Raw genomic sequence first — 15,735 nt, 5'->3', positions numbered from 1 at the left:
GGGGATCAGCGCCTGCGCAGCAGGGCCAGGAACATGGCGTCCGTGCCGTGGACGTGCGGCCACAGCTGGACGGTCGCGGGGCCGGCGTCCCCCGCCCACGGGCGGGAGGGGTCGCGGTCCCCGTCGAGGCTGCCGGGCAGGGCCGCGGCCCGGACCGGCGCCAGGGCGTCGACCAGCTCGGCGTCCTCGCGGCGGGCCAGCACGTCCTGGACCACGGCGAGGGTCTCGGCCGCGTGCGGGGAGCAGGTCGCGTAGGCGACCAGGCCGCCGGGGCGGGCGACATCCAGGGCGGCGTGCAGCAGCTCCCGCTGCAGCGGCCCGAGCTCGGCCAGGTCGCGGGGGGTGCGCCGCCAGCGGGACTCCGGGCGGCGGCGCAGCGCCCCGAGGCCGGTGCACGGGGCGTCGACGAGGACCCGGTCGAAGCCGGCCTCCTCGACGGGGCGGCCGCCGAGCAGCTCGTCGGCGGCGCGCCCGTCCCCCGTGCGCACCGTCCAGGCTCGCTCCGGGACCGGCCGCAGGGCCCGGCGCACGAGCTCGGCCCGGTGCGGGGCCACCTCGTTGGCCGTCAGGTGCGCCCCCTGCCGGTCGGCGAGCGCCGCCAGCAGGGCCGCCTTCCCGCCCGGGCCGGCGCACAGGTCCAGCCAGCGCCCGCCCCCGGCACCGCCGTCGGCGCCCTGGCCGGCGGCGAGCAGGGCGCGGGCGACGAGCTGGGACCCGGCGTCCTGGACGCGGACCCCGCCCTCCCGGACGGAGGCGAGCCGGTGCAGGTCGCCTCCGCTGCTCAGCGCTGAGCCCGGGACGAGCGTCCCCTGCTCCGCGCCCGCGGCGAGGGCCTCGTCGAGGACGCCGAGACCCGGCAGGACCACGAGGTTGACCACGGGGGCGGCGTTGTCCGCCTCGAGCAGCGCCTCGAGCTCGGCGGCGTCCCGCCCGTGGGCGGTGAGCGCCTGGCGCAGGGCCCGGACCACCCACGCCGGGTGGGCGTGGGCCAGGCCCAGGCGGGCGGTCTCGTCGGCGGCGTCGGCGGTCAGCTCCGCGATCCACGCGGGCAGGTCCCGGGCCGCGACCTTGCGCAGCACCGCGTTGACGAGCCCACCGGGGCCCGCGCCGACGACGGCCCGGACGAGGCCCACCGTCTGGTCGAGGGCCGCGTGGTCGGGCACCCGCATCGCGAGCAGCTGGTGGGTGCCCAGGCGCAGGGCGTCCAGCACCGCGCCGTCGAGCTCGCCCAGGGGTCGGTCGACGCACCGGGCCAGCACGGCGTCCCAGGTGCCCTGCCAGCGCAGCGCCCCGTAGGCCAGCTCCGTGGCGAAGCCCGCGTCCCGCCGGTCCAGGCGGTGGGCCCGGACCAGCTTGGGGAGCACGAGGTTGCCGTAGGCGCCCTCCTCGGACACCGCGCGCAGGGTCTCGAACGCCGCCAGCCGGGCCGGATCGGCCCGCCGCGTGCGCCCCGCGGGCGCCGACGAGGAGAAGGCGCGGTCGGACTGCGCCCGCCGGTTGCGCTCGTGGCCCCTCGCGTTGCGCCGCGGGCCTCCCGGTCGCCGGTCGCGGTCGCCCCGCCGGTCGCCGCCCTGCCTGTCCTCGTGCCCGCTCACTGGAACACCACCTCGTCCTCCGTGCTGCGGCCCCGCGCCCAGGCGGTGGCCTCCATGGTCTTCTTCCCCGCCGGCTGCACCCGGGTGAGCTGGACGGCGTACGAGCCCGTGCCCACGAGCACGGCGTCCCCGCGCAGGACGCACCGGCCCGGGACGAGGTCCCGGACGTCGGGCCGGGGCAGCACGAGGTCGAGCTTGAGCCGGCGCTCCTCGAGCCGGGTCCACGCCCCGGGCTCGGGGGTCGCCCCGCGCACCCGGTGGGCCACGGCCACGGCGGGGTCCGACCATCGGACCCGCCCGTCCTCGGCGGTGAGCTTCGGGGCGTGGGTCACGTCGCCCTGCTGCGGGGCCGGGCGGGCGGAGCCGTCGACCACGGCGCGCAGGGAGTCCGCCAGCAGCGGCGCCGCGGTGCGGGACAGTCGCTCCAGGACCGTCCCGGCCGTGTCGTCGGGACGGACCTCGTCGGTCATCGTGCCGAGGACGGGCCCGGTGTCCAGGCCGGCCTCCAGCAGGAAGGTGCTGGCCCCGACCACCGTGTCCCCGGCCATGAGGGCCCGCTGGACGGGGGCGGCGCCGCGCCACTGCGGCAGCAGGGAGAAGTGCAGGTTGATCCAGCCGTGCGGCACGGCGTCCAGGGCCGCCTGCGGGACCAGGGCCCCGTAGGCGACGACGGCGGCGACGTCCGCGCCCAGCCCCCGGATCCGCTCGGTCAGCTCGGCGTCCACCCGGTTGGCCTTGAGCACGGGCAGGCCCCGCCGCCCGGCCTCCTCGGCCACGGGCGAGGGGGTGAGCACCTTCTTGCGCCCCACGGGGGCGTCGGTGCGGGTGAGGACGGCCACGATCTCGACGTCGGGCCGCTCGGCCAGGTGGACCAGGGGCGGCACGGCGACGGACGGCGTGCCGGCGTAGAGGATCTTCACGGCTCTCCTGACGGGTGGGGACGGGGGGGCGGAATTCAGGCCGGGCCGGCGCCGAAGGAGCCGGCGCCGAAGGAGGTGCCCACGTGCGCGGCGCGCTGCCCGGCCACGCCGCGCACCACGCCGTCGTAGCCGGCGGCGCGGATGGCTCGCATCGCATCCCGCTTGGCGGCGCCGGTCAGCCGGTCGACGTAGAGCCGCCCGTCCAGGTGGTCGGTCTCGTGCTGCAGGCAGCGCGCCAGCAGGCCGGTGCCCTCGACGGTCACGGGGGCGCCGTGCTGATCGAGGCCGGTGACCCGGGCCCAGTTCCGGCGCGGGGTGTCGTAGGCCAGTCCCGGGATGGAGAGGCAGCCCTCGCCGCCCTCCTGGGGCTCCTCGCCCACCTCCAGGACCGGGTTGACCACGTGTCCCGCGCTGCCCTCGACCGCCCACGTGAACAACCGCACGCTGACGCCCACCTGGGGCGCGGCGAGGCCGACGCCGCCGACGTCCAGCATCGTCTCGTGCATGTCGGCGACGAGGCGGCGCAGGGCGTCGTCGAAGGCCGTGACCTCCTCCGCGCGGGTGCGCAGGACGGGATCACCGATGGTGCGGATGGGCAGGACGGACATGGCGGGACCTCGCTCTCGACCCGGCAAGTCTACGGGCCGCCCGTCCCCCCGCGGGCACGCGGGGCGCTCCCGGCCTACGCCTGCTCGCGCAGCGGCGGGGGCGGCACGGGGCGCAGGGCGGGGCCGGCCGCGGCGAGGGCCGTCTCCTGGGTCCACAGCCGGTGCAGGGCGCAGAACTTGTACCAGTGCTGCTCGAGCACCGCCGGGACGGCCTGCACGGGCACGACCTCCGTCTCCCCGACCGCCACGCCCAGCAGCAGGTCCGCGCCGCCGTACGCCCACGGCTCCCAGGTGCCGGCGTCCGCGTCCACGAGGGACTCCTCCGCCTTGAGCCCGGCCACGAGCTGGGTCACGACCTTGGGGTCCAGGGACTTCACGCGCCCGTCCCGGTCTGTGCCCTTCGTCTTGTAGTCGATCAGGCACACCTTGCCCGCGATCCGGGCCACGAGGTCGAGGGTCCCCGCGTAGCCCACGGTGGAGTTCCACACCGTGACCTCCACCGCGAGCGGTTCGGGGGCGTAGAGGTCCCACCACTCGTCGAAGCGCGAGGCGAAGCGCTCCTCGCCGTGCTCGGCCAGCGCGGCCCGCGCCTCCGCGGCCCGGTGGGGCCGGCCGAGGGCCCGCAGGGCGATCTGCTCGGCGTAGGTGTGCACGCGGTCCCCGCGCGCCGCGGCCTCGTCGCGGTGCCGCTCGGCGGCCTTGGCCGCGTCCCGCACCACGGCGCGCAGCTGGGCCGGCGAGCCCAGGGCCGCGCGCAGCCGGTCGTCCCGCACGGCGGCCTGCGCGGCGGAGTAGCCGTACCACCCGTCCAGGTCCGTGGCGGCCCGGGAGAGGACCGTGGTGATGGAGGGGACGGTCGCCTGGTCCGCCACGGACCTCGCGTACATCCGCCCGTACTCTGTCTGTTCCGCCAGCCTGGGCTGTGTCACGCTGCTCGTCGCCTCTCCCTCGCCTCGCCCCGGGGCCCGGGGCGGTCCCGGGGCTCCGGGTCCTGCCCCGCAGGCTACCGACCGCCTCGGACACGGCGCCCGCCGGGCGGTGCCGTGTCCGGGCACGACGAAGGCCCCGGCTCGTGGAGCCGGGGCCTTCCAGGTGGTGCGCGATACTGGGATCGAACCAGTGACCTCTTCCGTGTCAGGGAAGCGCGCTACCGCTGCGCCAATCGCGCTCGACCGGCGGTTCCCGAGGGATACCGTCAAGCGTGGTGGGTGTGCACCGAGGTGGAGACGGGATTCGAACCCGCGTAGACGGCTTTGCAGGCCGCTGCCTAACCACTCGGCCACCCCACCGGGACCTGGTCCTTGCGGACAGGGCCGTCGGTCACGACATCGTTCATGCCGATCACTGCGAGCGGACGACGGGAGTCGAACCCGCGACATCCACCATGGCAAGGTGGTGCTCTACCAGCTGAGCTACGTCCGCATGTCTTGCTTCGGCCGATCTCTCGATCTTCCGATCAGGAACTCTAGCACAACCGTTCCGGCGGTGTTCGCGCCGGTCCGGGGTGTGCAGGGGTCGACGGGATCGGTGCCCTGGGCGGCCTCGCAACTGCTCCGCTCGCCGGAACCCGTCGGTGTTCCTGACAGGTGGAGACTTTACGGGACCCTTTTCCGAAACGCCAAATCCCCCGGGGAGCCGCGGCGCGGCGGGTGCCGGCGGACCGTGCCCGCCCCCGAATTGGCCCGCGGCCGGGATGTGGGTTATGGTTTTCGAGCAGTGAGCGCGATTGGCGCAGTGGTAGCGCGCTTCGTTCACACCGAAGAGGTCACTGGTTCGAACCCAGTATCGCGCACGAGCAGTGCACAGAGGGCCCCGGCTGGAATTCCAGCCGGGGCCCTCTGTCGTCGTCGGTGCGTCCTGACGACGCGCGGGCCCGGCGCCGGGCCCGTCCCTCCGGGCGCCGCGGCGCCCGGAGGGGTGCGGGCGCTCAGACCGCGGAGACGTCCCCGAGGATGCCCTCGCGGGCCAGCGCCGTGAGGCGGGAGACGGCGCGGAAGTACTTCTTCTGGTAGCCGCCGGCCATCATCTCGGCCGTGAAGACCTCGTCGAAGGGCCGGCCGGAGGCGATGATCGGCAGGTTCTTGTCGTAGAGCCGATCCGCCAGCACCACGAAGCGCAGGGCGACGGCCTGCTGCTCGATGGTGTGCACGTCGCGCCAGACCACGGCGTCGATCCCCTCGAGGAGCTTGCGGTACCGGGAGGGGTGCACGCTCGCGAGGTGCTCCACGAGGTCGGCGAACCGGTCGGCGGCGACGACCCGGCCCGGGAAGTGCTCCTCCACGGCCCGGTCGAGCTCGCCGTCGGACAGCGGCGCCGGGGCCTGCGGCAGGCCCCGGTGGCGGAAGTCCTCGCCGTCGATGCGGAGCACCTCGAACTGGTCGGCCAGCACCTGGATCTCCCGCTGGAAGTCCTGCGCGGCGAAGCGGCCCTCGCCGAGCGAGCCGGGCAGGGTGTTGGACGTCGCCGCGATCCGCACGCCGGAGTCGGCGAGCTCGCGCATCAGCCGGGACATGAGGACCGTGTCCCCGGGGTCGTCGAGCTCGAACTCGTCGATGCACACGAGGCTGTAGGCGCTCAGGGCGTCGACGGCCTTGCGGAAGGTCAGGGCCCCCACGAGGTTGGTGTACTCCACGAAGGTGCCGAACGCCTTGGGACCGGGGACCGCGTGCCACAGGGACGCGAGCAGGTGGGTCTTGCCCACCCCGAAGCCGCCGTCGAGGTAGATCCCCGTCCGGACCTCGTCCTTGCGGGGGCCCCCGCCGAAGAGCCTCGTGAAGAACCCGCCGCCGGAGCCGGTCGAGCGGTTGACGGACTCCGCGAACTTCCGCAGCTCCCGCACCGCCTCCGCCTGGGACGGCTGTTGCGGGTCGGGGCGGTAGGTGTCGAACGAGACCTCCCCGAAGCGCTCCGAGGGCCGGAACGCCGACAGCAGTTCGTCGGCCGACACCTGGGGGCGCCGCTCGGTGAGGTGTTCGATCTGGATGCTCACGGGGAGACCTCTCTGTCCGCCGCGCCCGGCGGTTCGCTGGTTCGGCGCGCCGAGCGGCGCACGCGCGTGCTCCGGCGATTTTACCGGCTCCCCGTCGCCCGGGACGCGCCCGCCGCGTCATCAGGGCGGCGGCACCGCCGCGACGGGGTCGCCGCAGGGCCGGGCCGGGGCCCCGGCGGCCCCCCCGGCGGGGACGGGCCACCGCCGGGACCACTACCCTGGAGGGGAAGCCGGTCCGCGAGGACCTGTTGCCCTGATCCCCACCCCGGAAGGAGTCCCCATGGGCGTTGCCGTGGAGAACAACGAAGAATTCGCGCAGTACGCGCACCCCGAACGACTCGTGTCCACCCAGTGGGTCGCCGAGCACCGGGACGACCCCGGGGTCGTCGTGGTCGAGTCGGACGAGGACGTCCTGCTCTACGAGACCGGCCACGTGCCCGGCGCCGTGAAGATCGACTGGCACACCGACCTGAACCACCCCGACACCCGGGACTACGTCGACGCCGCGGAGTTCGCCGAGCTCATGGCGCGCAAGGGCATCTCCCGCGACACCACGATCGTGGTCTACGGGGACAAGTCCAACTGGTGGGCCGCCTACGCGCTGTGGGTGTTCGAGCTGTTCGGCCACCCGGACGTGCGGCTCATGAACGGCGGGCGGGACAAGTGGGTCGCCGAGGGCCGTGAGCTGTCCACGGAGAAGGTCGTGCCCGAGCGCGCCGACTACCCCGTGGTCGAGCGCGACGACGCCCCGATCCGCGCCTTCCAGGAGGACGTGCTGGCCCACCTGGGCGAGCAGCCGCTAATCGACGTCCGGTCGCTGCCGGAGTACACGGGCGAGCGCACGCACATGCCCGAGTACCCCCAGGAGGGCACGCTGCGCGGCGGGCACATCCCGACCGCGGCGTCCGTGCCGTGGGCGCGGGCCGCCGCCGAGGACGCCACGTTCCGCTCGCGCGAGGAGCTCGAGGCGATCTACCGCGACGAGGTCGGGCTCTCCCCCGACGACGACATCATCGCGTACTGCCGCATCGGCGAACGCTCCAGCCACACGTGGTTCGTGCTCAAGCACCTGCTGGGCTACGACCGGGTCCGCAACTACGACGGCTCCTGGACCGAGTGGGGCAACTCCGTGCGCGTGCCGATCGTCCGCGGCGAGGAGCCCGGCGAAGTCCCGGGGTCGGCCCGATGAGCGGGGCCCTGCCCGCCCAGCTCGAGGAGCTCGTCGCGGACTTCACGGCCGTGCCGCAGGAGGACAAGCTCGAGCTGCTGCTCGACTTCTCCCGCTCCCTGCCGGCGCTGCCGGACCGCCTGGGCGAGCACCCGGAGGAGCTCGAGCAGGTGGTCGAGTGCCAGTCGCCGCTGTTCCTGACCGTCGAGTGGGAGGAGGGTGCCGTCCCCGGCCCCGGCGCCCCGGTGCGGCTGTTCTTCTCCGCCCCGGCGGAAGCCCCGACCACCCGCGGCTTCGCCTCGATCCTGCACGAGGGCCTCGACGGGCTCCCGGCCCAGCAGGTCCTGGACGTCCCCGACGACCTGCCGGAGCGCTTCGGGCTCACCCAGCTGGTCTCGCCCCTGCGGATGCGCGGGATGTCCGCGATGCTGGCCCGGATCAAGCGGCGCGTCCGCGAGCTCCAGGACGCCTGAGGCCCCGGGGCACCGGCATGGCGAAGGCGCCCCGCGGAGCGGGCCCCACCGCAGCCGTCGCGCTCCTGGCGCGGGAGCGGGTGGCCTTCACCGTGCACGAGTACGCCCACGACCCGGCGGCGGCGTCCTACGGCCTGGAGGCCGCCGCCGCGCTGGGGCGCGACCCGGACCAGGTGTTCAAGACGCTGCTGGTCGTGCACGAGCGGGATTGGGCGGTCGCGATGCTGCCCGTCTCCGCGCGGCTGTCCCTGCGCGCGGCGGCGGCGGCCCTGGGCTGGAAACGGGCCGCCCTGGCCGAGCCCCGACTGGCGGAGCGACGCACCGGGTACGTGGTGGGCGGCATCTCGCCCCTCGGGCAGAAGACGCCCTCCCCCACCCTGCTCGACGACTCCGCGGACGCGTGGCCCACGGTCCTCGTCTCCGGCGGGCGACGCGGGCTCGACGTCGAGCTGCCGCCGGCCGAGCTGCTGCGGCTCACGGGCGGGCGCACCGCCGCGCTGCGCTCCTGACCTGGTCTCGGCGCCGCCGGGCCGCGGCCCCGACCAGATCTCAGCGCCGCCGCGCTGCGGTCCGGGCCTCAGCTCCGCTGCGCGCGCACGGGCCCGAGGGTCCTGGCGTCCTGGGCCAGCCGGGCGGGCAGCCACCGCCGCACGGCGTCCTCCCAGCGCTGCGGGTCCACGTTCCACTCCTTGGTGTGCCGGGCGCGGGCGAAGGGCACGAACTCCACGAGCCGGTTGAGCTCCGCGAGCCGGCGGGAGCTGGCGGCCGGGACGAACTCGTCGTCCACGGAGTGCAGCACCAGGGTGGGCGTGCGCAGGTGCTCGGACCGGGAGAGCCAGTCGAGCGCCTGGAGGTCCACCGGAGCGGCGAGGCCCGTCAGCATCCGCCCCGCCGGGTGGGAAATCAGGTTCGTGGCCAGCCGGCCGATCCCCGAGGGGATCCGGCGGGAGCGGGAGTGGTGGGCGATCAGCTCGAACCAGTCGACCACCGGGCCGGTGAGCACGAGGGCCGCGATGTCGTCCCGGTAGAAGGACAGGTCCGCCGTCTGCAGCGAGATCGCCCCGCCCATGGACCAGCCGAAGAGCACGATCTGAGTGGCGCCGCGGGACTTCGCGTAGCTGATCGCCGTCTGCACGTCCTTCCACTCCGTGAAGCCCAGCCCGTACCGGAAGTCGTGCGTGGGCGGCGCCTCCCGGTCGTTGCGGTAGGAGATCAGCAGGGAGGTCAGCCCGAGCTCCCGCGCCACCGGCACGGCACGGACCGTCTCCATCCGGTTGGCGCCGCGCCCGTGCACCATGATCGCCCACGGACCCGGGAGCACCCGGGGCCGCTCACCCTCCGGCGTCGGTCCACCCTCCGCGGGGACCACCCAGCAGGGTGCCGGCCCGACCTCGATCGGGATCTCCACCTCCTCGAACGGCAGGCCCGCCGCCCCGGGGTCCGGGTAGACCGTCCCGGACCAGAAGCCGCGGGTCGCCCGGGAGAGGTCCCCCGAGTAGACCTCCTCGACCACCCGGGTCACGGTGCCCTCCCGGGGGGAGTAGGAGCGGATGGCGCCGATCCGGGCGTGACCGCGGCCCGCGTCGAAGCGCAGGCTGTAGGTCCCGGCCACGGTCGTGTCCACCGTGGCGGGGAGCCGCACGAGCGTCGTCGCGGACGGGTCGCCGTCCTCGCCGGTGCGGGTGACGCCGAGGATCTGCAGGTCCTCGGAGCGGTACTTCGGCGGGACCACCACCTGCCGCGCGAAGTAGGCGGCCGCCGCGCTCGAGAGCCCGAAGGACAGGGACGCCGCGCCCACCGTGACGGCCGCGCCCACCACGGCACCGCGCGCCCACTGCGTCGCGAACTGGGGCTCGGGGGCGGCGGGGACCGGCAGGGGGCGACGGGGCATGCCCCCCAGTCTTCCACGCAGCCCGGGCATAACCGGGAGGGACGCGTCGTTGTGCTGGCCGGGCGGTCCGCGCCCCGCAGGCCCCGAGCCGCCCCGTGCGGACCGCCGGGCGGGCCCCGTGCGGGGACCGCCGCCCGGAGCACCGACCACATCCCGGAGGACCACACCATGAGCGAGACCACCAGGCACGGCGACCGCCCCGACGCCACCGGACGGACCGAGGAGGACTGGCGCTCGATCCTGTCCCCGGAGGAGTACCACGTGCTGCGCGAGGCGGGCACGGAGCGGCCCTTCACCGGCGAGTACTGGGAGACGAAGGCCGAGGGCGTCTACGAGTGCCGCGCGTGCGGGGCGGAGCTCTTCCGCTCCGACACCAAGTTCGACGCGCACTGCGGCTGGCCCTCCTTCTACGCGCCGCTGGCCGAGGACCGGGTCCGCTACATCAAGGACACCGCCCTGGGCATGGAGCGGGTGGAGGTCCGGTGCGCCGCCTGCGACTCGCACATGGGCCACGTCTTCGGCGGCGAGGGCTTCCCGACCCCCACGGACCTCCGGTACTGCATCAACTCCGTCTCCGTCCGCCTCGTGCCCGCCGGCTCCTGAGCGGTCCCACCCGGACGGGACCGGGGTGACCGGGACCACGCTGATCGCGCGCTCGCGGCGTGGCACGACGGGCCGGGACGCCCCGACGGCCTACCCTTCCAGTGTGAGCGCGGTGAACGACCTGACCGAGGTGTATCAGGACTTCCAGGACGCCCTCGAGCAGCTGCGCCGCACCGGCCACCGGGAGGGCGTCGAGCTCACGGCGATCCCGGCCCCGACGCACCTCGCGCCGTTCGCGGCCGCGGTGCGCGCCGAGGTGCGGCGACCGCCCGCGCCGACCCGCGCCCCGGCCCTCACGGCCGGTCTGGCAGCGGCGCAGGACGCCGGCGCGGCCGCCGTCCCGGACCGGGCGCCCGGCGCCCCGGAGGACGAACTGGCCACGGGACGCTTCGTGCTCCTGCACGACCCGTCCGAGCCGACGGCCTGGGGCGGACCGTTCCGCATCGTCACCTGGGCCCGCGCGGCCGCGAGCCGCGAGATCGGCTGCGACGACACGGCGGGCGCGCACGCGTGGACCTGGCTCCTCGAGGCCCTGGAACGCCACCGGGCCGGATATTCTCGGGAGGGCGGCACCGCGTCCCGGGTCCTCGCCGAGGGCTTCGGTCTGCTCGGCGACCAGGAGGAGGGGGCCGACGTCGAGCTGCGGGCCTCCTGGACGCCCGACGGCTCCGACGTGGCACCGCACCTGGCGGCCTGGGCCGACACGGTCTGCACCTTCGCGGGCCTGCCCCCGTACCCCCGGGGCGTGACCGTGCTGCACCCGCGCCGCTGACCACCGAACCGACCGCGCCCCGCCGGGGCCGACACAGAATCGAAGACGCTCCTTGACCAGCCCAGCCGACCGCCGATCCGCGCCCGACGAGCCCTCGACCCCCGTGGTCGCCGGCTTCGAGGACTTCGAGATCCCCGACAGCGTCCACCTCGCGGCCCCGTTCGACGGGATCCCTCCCGTCATCGACACCGTGGCAGGACTGGAGCGGACCGCCGCCGCCGTCGCCGCGGGCTCCGGCCCGGCGGCGATCGACACCGAGCGGGCGTCGGGCTTCCGCTACGGGCAGCGCGCCTTCCTCGTGCAGCTGCGGCGCGAGGGCGTGGGCACCGTGCTGATCGACCCGGAGGCCACCGGTTCGCTGGCCGTGCTGGGCGAGGCGCTCTCCGGCGTCGAGTGGGTGCTGCACGCCGCCACCCAGGACCTGCCCTCCCTGCGCGCCCTCGGCATGGAGCCGGACCGGCTCTTCGACACCGAGCTGGGCGGGCGCATCGCGGGGCTCCGGCGCGTGGGCCTGGCCGCGGAGACGGAGGAGCTGCTGGGCTACACGCTGGCCAAGGAGCACTCCGCGGTGGACTGGTCGAAGCGACCCCTGCCGAGGGACTGGCTGAACTACGCCGCGCTCGACGTGGAGATGCTCATTCAGCTGCGCTGGGCCATGGAGGAGCTGCTGCGGGAGAAGGGCAAGCTGGACTGGGCGCTCCAGGAGTTCGAGGCCGTGCGCACCGCCGAGCCCGCTCCCCCGCGCCAGGACCCGTGGCGCCGGACGTCGGGGCTCAACAAGGTGAAGGGCCGGCGCCAGCTCACCGCCCTGCGCGGGCTGTGGGAGGAGCGGGAGCGGCTCGCCCAGCACAAGGACGTCGCCCCCGGCCGGCTGCTGCCCGACGCCGCCCTGGTCGCCGCCGCGGCCGCCATGCCGCGCACCGTGCCGCAGCTCCTCGACACCCCCGGCTTCCACGGCCGGCTCGCGGCTCGGGAGGCGCCCCGGTGGCTGCGGGCGATCGCCGAGGCCCGCACGGCCACGGAGCTTGTCCCCTTCACCGTGAAGTCCGACGCCCTGCCGCCCGTGAAGGCGTGGGAGGTCAAGCGCCCCGAGGCCGCAGCACGGCTGCGCGTCCTGAAGCCGCTCGTCGCCGAGCTCGCCGAGGCGCACGAGCTGCCCACCGAGAACCTGCTCACCCCCGAGCACCTGCGGCGCTTCTGCTGGCAGCCGCCGAAGAGCACCACCGACCAGGCGGTGGCGGACCGCCTGCGGGACCTCGGGGCGCGCCGGTGGCAGGTCGAGCTGACGGCCCCGGTCCTCGGCCCGGCCTGGCGGGAGCTGCGAGCCCGCAAGCGCGCGGCGCGCCAGGTGGAGCGCGACCAGCCGCCGGCCGGGGACGAGGGCGAGCCCGCCGCGTGAGCCGCTCCCCCCGGGGCGGAGGAAGGGCCCCGGCCGACGGCCGGGGCCCTTCCTCCTGTGCGGGCCGGGCTCCGCGCGCCCCGCGGCCCGCGTCCTGCGGCAGCGGTGCTGCGGGCGGGCGCCGGCGGGTCAGTGCTGCGTGTCGCCGGGGGCCGGGTGCGGCTCGGCCGGGTCCAGGGGGCTCTCCGGGGTCACCGGCTTCGCGTCCTGCAGGTCGGCGTAGCCGGTGGTCGAGGTCCCGGCGGTCGAAGCCCCGGCGGTGGCACCGCTCGAGGATTCCGTGCCGGCCGAGGACCCGGAGACCTTCTCCTTGACGGACGAGGAGGCGTCGGCGGCCTTGGTGCCCACCGTGTCGGCGGCCTTCTTGGCGCTGTCGGCCAGCTTCCCGCCGACCACGGGCACCTCGGACTTCACCCAGTCGGTGCCCTCGGAGACCTTCTCCTGGACCTTGGGGTCGTGCCACGTCTTCACGGCGTTCTGCTTGAGGGCCTCGTAGCTCTTGCGGCCCGAGGCCGAGCCGACCACGAAGCCGACCCCGAATCCGGTGACGAAGATGAGTCGCTTGATCATGGTGCTGTCCTTCCGTCCGTCCCGGCGCGGCTGCCGGGCCCGAGGACGAGCTGGTCGTGCACGGCCCGTCCCGCTGACTGATGTCTTCATCATCCTACTGATGAACCGGCGCGGCGGACACCGGCCCCGTGTGGCTCCGCTCACAGCGATCACCGCACGGGGCGCCCTCGGGCAGGCAGCGCACGGGGGTGGGGCGCGGCGCCTAGACTGACGGCGGACCCGCACCCCGCCGTCGAGAGGACCCCGATGCCCGAGCGCCCGACCACCCCGTCCGCCCCGTCCCGGCGCACTGTTCTCGGCCTGGCCGGGGCCGGCTCGACCGCGGCACTCACCGCGTGCACCGCCGACGCCCCGCCGTCGACGGGCGGCGGCCCCGCCCCCGCGGGTTCCGGCCCCGTGGACGCGGGCGCCGTCGAGGACCTGCCGGTGGGCTCGGCCGTGAAGTTCGACCGGGACGGCGTGCAGGCCGTCGTGAGCCGCCCGGACCCGGACACGGTCGTCGCGTTCTTCCCCGTGTGCCCGCACCAGGGGTGCATGGTGGCCCCGCAGGAGGAGCTCTACTTCTGCCCGTGCCACTCCTCGCAGTTCGACCCCACGACCGGTGAGGTCCTGGCCGGACCCGCCGAGTCCGGGCTGGAGCCGTACCCCGCGAGCGTGACGGACGGGCGGATCCTGCTCGGCTGAGCGGGGCTCAGCCCCGGTGCGACCGCGGCAGCGACGCCCCGCGGGCGTCCTCGGCCGTGTCGGGCACGGCGCCCTGGCCGGCGGCCGCGCCCTGCACCGGTCGCGCGTAGGGCACCCGGGTGCCGAGCACGGAGGCCAGCGTGTCCTGGGCGACGCGCTGGGCGGTCAGCCCTACCCGCGCGAGGACCTGGGAGCGGGAGCCGTGCAGGAGGAACTCCGTGGGCAGTCCCACCTCGTTGAGGGCGGTGTCGACGCCCGCCGCCCGCATCTCCTGGCGAATCCGGGAGCCGATCCCGCCGGCGCGCACGCCGTCCTCGACGACCACCACGATCCGGTGCTGGGCGGCGAGCTCGATGACCGAGGCCGGCACGGGCAGCACCCAGCGGGGGTCGACCACGGTGGAGGTGACGCCGTGGGCCTCGAGCCGGTCGGCCACGTCCAGCGCCAGAGCGCTCATGGCGCCGACGGACACGAGCAGGACGTCCCGGCGGGCGCCCTCGGTCCCGCTCTCGCCGCCGCGGCGCGCGAGCACGTCCACCCCGTCCGCCAGCCGCTCGACGGCCGGGACGGGGGCGCCCACGGCGCCCTTGGGGTACCGGATGACGGTGGGGGCGTCGTCGACGGCCACCGCCTCGCGCAGCTCCTCGGTCAGGGTGGGCTCGTCGCGCGGTGCGGCCAGGTGGAGCCCGGGCACGATCTGGAGCAGCGCGAGGTCCCACATGCCGTGGTGGCTGGGGCCGTCCGGGCCGGTGACCCCGGCCCGGTCGAGGACGACCGTGACGCCGGCCCGGTGCAGCGCCACGTCCATGAGGAGCTGGTCGAAGCCGCGGTTGAGGAACGTCGCGTAGAGGGCTACCACGGGGTGGAGGCCGCCGTAGGCCATGCCGGCGGCCATGGCGATGGCGTGCTGCTCGGCGATGCCCACGTCCACGACCCGGTCGGGGTGGGCGGCCTGCATCTTCTGCAGCCCCACGGGGATGAGCATGGCGCCGGTGATGCCGACGACGTCCTCGCGCTCGTCGGCGATCCGGGCGATCTCGTCGCGGAACACGGCCGTCCAGCTGCGCTCGGAGCTCGTGGCCGTGGAGCGGCCGGTGACGGGGTCGATGACGCCCACGGCGTGGAACTGGTCGTCCACGTTCGCGGTTGCGGGCCCGTAGCCGTGGCCCTTCTCGGTGATCGCGTGCACGATGACCGGTCCGCCGTAGTTCTTGGCGTTGCTCAAAGCCTGCTCGACGGCCTCGAGGTCGTGACCGTCGACGGGGCCGACGTACTTCATGCCGAGGTCCTCGAAGATGCCCTGGGGCACCACGACGTCCTTGATGCCCTGCTTCATCCCGTGCAGACCGCGGTAGAACATCTCCCCGACGGGGCCGGAGTGCTTCAGCAGGTCCTTCACGGTCTCGAGGGTCTGCTCGTAGCGGCGGTCGGTGCGCACGGCGTCCACGCCCTGCTGCACGCTGGCCTGGAGCTCCGCGAGGTGGTTGGCGAAGCCGCCGACGGTCGGGGCGTAGGAGCGGCCGTTGTCGTTGACCACGATGACGACCTTGCGGTCGCGGTCGGAGGCGATGTTGTTGACGGCCTCCCAGGCCATCCCGCCGGTGAGCGCCCCGTCCCCCACCAGCACCACCGTGTGCCGGTCGTGCTGGCCGGTCATCGCGTAGCCGCGCGAGATGCCGTCGGCCCAGGACAGGGAGGAGGACGCGTGCGAGGACTCGACGATGTCGTGCTCCGACTCGCGCCGGTCTGGGTAGCCGGCGAGACCGCCCTCCTGGCGCAGGGTCTCGAAGTTCTTGCGGCCGGTGAGTAGCTTGTGCACGTAGGACTGGTGCCCGGTGTCGAAGACGACGGAGTCCTTGGGCGAGTCGAAGACCCGGTGCACCGCGAGGGTCAGTTCGACGACACCCAGGTTGGGTCCCAGGTGGCCGCCCGTCGCGGAGACGTGGGTGACGAGGAACTCGCGGATCTCCTCGGCCAGCCGGCCCAGTTCCGCGCGGCTCAGTCCCGCGAGGTCCTCGGGCCCGGACACCCGCTCCAGCACGCTCATGGTTTCTCCCGCAGTC

Annotated in this window: 15 protein-coding genes and 4 tRNA genes; 8 read left to right on the top strand and 11 right to left on the bottom strand. The window is 75.0% G+C overall.

Annotated features, from left to right (window positions below; all coding sequences use genetic code 11):
* Nucleotides 1-5 precede the first annotated feature (5 nt).
* The 7 genes from RF647_RS07705 to RF647_RS07675 all read right to left on the bottom strand — a co-directional run bounded on the left by RF647_RS07705 (nucleotide 6) and on the right by RF647_RS07675 (nucleotide 4,545).
* Complete coding sequence (locus tag RF647_RS07705) at nucleotides 6-1,595, bottom strand: RsmB/NOP family class I SAM-dependent RNA methyltransferase (protein WP_368811223.1); 1,590 nt, start codon at nucleotides 1,593-1,595, stop codon at nucleotides 6-8.
* Nucleotides 1,592-2,515 (bottom strand): methionyl-tRNA formyltransferase, encoded by a 924-nt coding sequence (fmt, locus tag RF647_RS07700; RefSeq protein ID WP_368811222.1) that lies wholly within the window; start codon nucleotides 2,513-2,515, stop codon nucleotides 1,592-1,594. Before fmt ends, RF647_RS07705 begins: the two co-directional genes overlap by 4 nt.
* A gap of 35 nt (nucleotides 2,516-2,550) precedes the next feature.
* The gene (def, locus tag RF647_RS07695) at nucleotides 2,551-3,123 is read right to left on the bottom strand and encodes a peptide deformylase (RefSeq protein ID WP_368811221.1); all 573 of its coding nucleotides are present in this window, start codon (nucleotides 3,121-3,123) and stop codon (nucleotides 2,551-2,553) included.
* Nucleotides 3,124-3,197: 74 nt separating this feature from the next.
* Nucleotides 3,198-4,052 (bottom strand): hypothetical protein, encoded by an 855-nt coding sequence (locus tag RF647_RS07690; RefSeq protein WP_035924018.1) that lies wholly within the window; start codon nucleotides 4,050-4,052, stop codon nucleotides 3,198-3,200.
* A gap of 164 nt (nucleotides 4,053-4,216) precedes the next feature.
* Nucleotides 4,217-4,291 (bottom strand) — tRNA-Val (locus RF647_RS07685).
* 50 nt (nucleotides 4,292-4,341) lie between these two features.
* A tRNA-Cys gene (locus RF647_RS07680) sits at nucleotides 4,342-4,412 on the bottom strand.
* 60 nt (nucleotides 4,413-4,472) lie between these two features.
* Nucleotides 4,473-4,545, bottom strand: a tRNA-Gly gene (locus tag RF647_RS07675).
* A gap of 298 nt (nucleotides 4,546-4,843) precedes the next feature.
* Between RF647_RS07675 and RF647_RS07670 the strand changes: the two genes are divergently transcribed.
* Nucleotides 4,844-4,915, top strand: a tRNA-Val gene (locus RF647_RS07670).
* A gap of 135 nt (nucleotides 4,916-5,050) precedes the next feature.
* On the opposite strand, the gene zapE is transcribed toward RF647_RS07670, so the two are convergent.
* Complete coding sequence (zapE, locus tag RF647_RS07665) at nucleotides 5,051-6,112, bottom strand: cell division protein ZapE (protein WP_115162584.1); 1,062 nt, start codon at nucleotides 6,110-6,112, stop codon at nucleotides 5,051-5,053.
* Nucleotides 6,113-6,392: 280 nt separating this feature from the next.
* Between zapE and RF647_RS07660 the strand changes: the two genes are divergently transcribed.
* The 3 genes from RF647_RS07660 to RF647_RS07650 are packed head-to-tail and all read left to right on the top strand — an operon-like array spanning nucleotide 6,393 to nucleotide 8,262.
* Nucleotides 6,393-7,301 (top strand): sulfurtransferase, encoded by a 909-nt coding sequence (locus RF647_RS07660; protein ID WP_368811220.1) that lies wholly within the window; start codon nucleotides 6,393-6,395, stop codon nucleotides 7,299-7,301.
* Nucleotides 7,298-7,753 carry a SufE family protein gene (locus RF647_RS07655; RefSeq protein ID WP_035924019.1) on the top strand — a complete coding sequence of 152 codons (456 nt, stop codon included), beginning with the start codon at nucleotides 7,298-7,300 and terminating at the stop codon, nucleotides 7,751-7,753. Before RF647_RS07660 ends, RF647_RS07655 begins: the two co-directional genes overlap by 4 nt.
* Before the next feature lie 17 nt (nucleotides 7,754-7,770).
* Entirely contained in the window at nucleotides 7,771-8,262 is a 492-nt protein-coding gene (locus RF647_RS07650; protein ID WP_368811219.1) for an aminoacyl-tRNA deacylase, read from the top strand.
* 68 nt (nucleotides 8,263-8,330) lie between these two features.
* Here the strand turns inward: RF647_RS07650 and RF647_RS07645 are convergent, their stop codons facing one another.
* Nucleotides 8,331-9,644: an alpha/beta hydrolase family protein gene (locus RF647_RS07645; RefSeq protein ID WP_368811218.1), complete on the bottom strand. Its 1,314-nt coding sequence runs from the start codon at nucleotides 9,642-9,644 to the stop codon at nucleotides 8,331-8,333.
* A gap of 168 nt (nucleotides 9,645-9,812) precedes the next feature.
* Between RF647_RS07645 and msrB the strand changes: the two genes are divergently transcribed.
* From msrB to RF647_RS07630, 3 genes are all read left to right on the top strand, one after another.
* Entirely contained in the window at nucleotides 9,813-10,247 is a 435-nt protein-coding gene (gene msrB / locus RF647_RS07640; protein ID WP_017834188.1) for a peptide-methionine (R)-S-oxide reductase MsrB, read from the top strand.
* A 103-nt stretch (nucleotides 10,248-10,350) separates the two neighbouring features.
* Nucleotides 10,351-11,019, top strand: a complete 669-nt coding sequence (locus RF647_RS07635) for a DUF3000 family protein (RefSeq protein ID WP_368811217.1) — start codon at nucleotides 10,351-10,353, stop codon at nucleotides 11,017-11,019.
* A 103-nt stretch (nucleotides 11,020-11,122) separates the two neighbouring features.
* The gene (locus RF647_RS07630) at nucleotides 11,123-12,418 is read left to right on the top strand and encodes an HRDC domain-containing protein (protein ID WP_368811397.1); all 1,296 of its coding nucleotides are present in this window, start codon (nucleotides 11,123-11,125) and stop codon (nucleotides 12,416-12,418) included.
* Nucleotides 12,419-12,547: 129 nt separating this feature from the next.
* On the opposite strand, the gene RF647_RS07625 is transcribed toward RF647_RS07630, so the two are convergent.
* On the bottom strand, nucleotides 12,548-12,988 hold the full coding sequence (locus RF647_RS07625; RefSeq protein WP_368811216.1) for a hypothetical protein: 441 nt from the start codon (nucleotides 12,986-12,988) through the stop codon (nucleotides 12,548-12,550).
* Between the two features lie 246 nt (nucleotides 12,989-13,234).
* Here RF647_RS07625 and RF647_RS07620 point away from each other — a divergent pair, with 246 nt between their 5' ends.
* Nucleotides 13,235-13,672: a Rieske (2Fe-2S) protein gene (locus RF647_RS07620; protein ID WP_368811215.1), complete on the top strand. Its 438-nt coding sequence runs from the start codon at nucleotides 13,235-13,237 to the stop codon at nucleotides 13,670-13,672.
* A 7-nt stretch (nucleotides 13,673-13,679) separates the two neighbouring features.
* Here RF647_RS07620 and dxs read toward each other — a convergent pair whose 3' ends face one another.
* Complete coding sequence (gene dxs / locus RF647_RS07615) at nucleotides 13,680-15,719, bottom strand: 1-deoxy-D-xylulose-5-phosphate synthase (RefSeq protein WP_368811214.1); 2,040 nt, start codon at nucleotides 15,717-15,719, stop codon at nucleotides 13,680-13,682.
* Nucleotides 15,720-15,735: the final 16 nt, after the last annotated feature.

This window comes from Kocuria sp. CPCC 205263 (genome assembly GCF_040981075.1).
GTDB lineage: Bacteria > Actinomycetota > Actinomycetes > Actinomycetales > Micrococcaceae > Kocuria > Kocuria rosea.
This window is presented reverse-complemented; position numbering and strand designations above follow the sequence as displayed.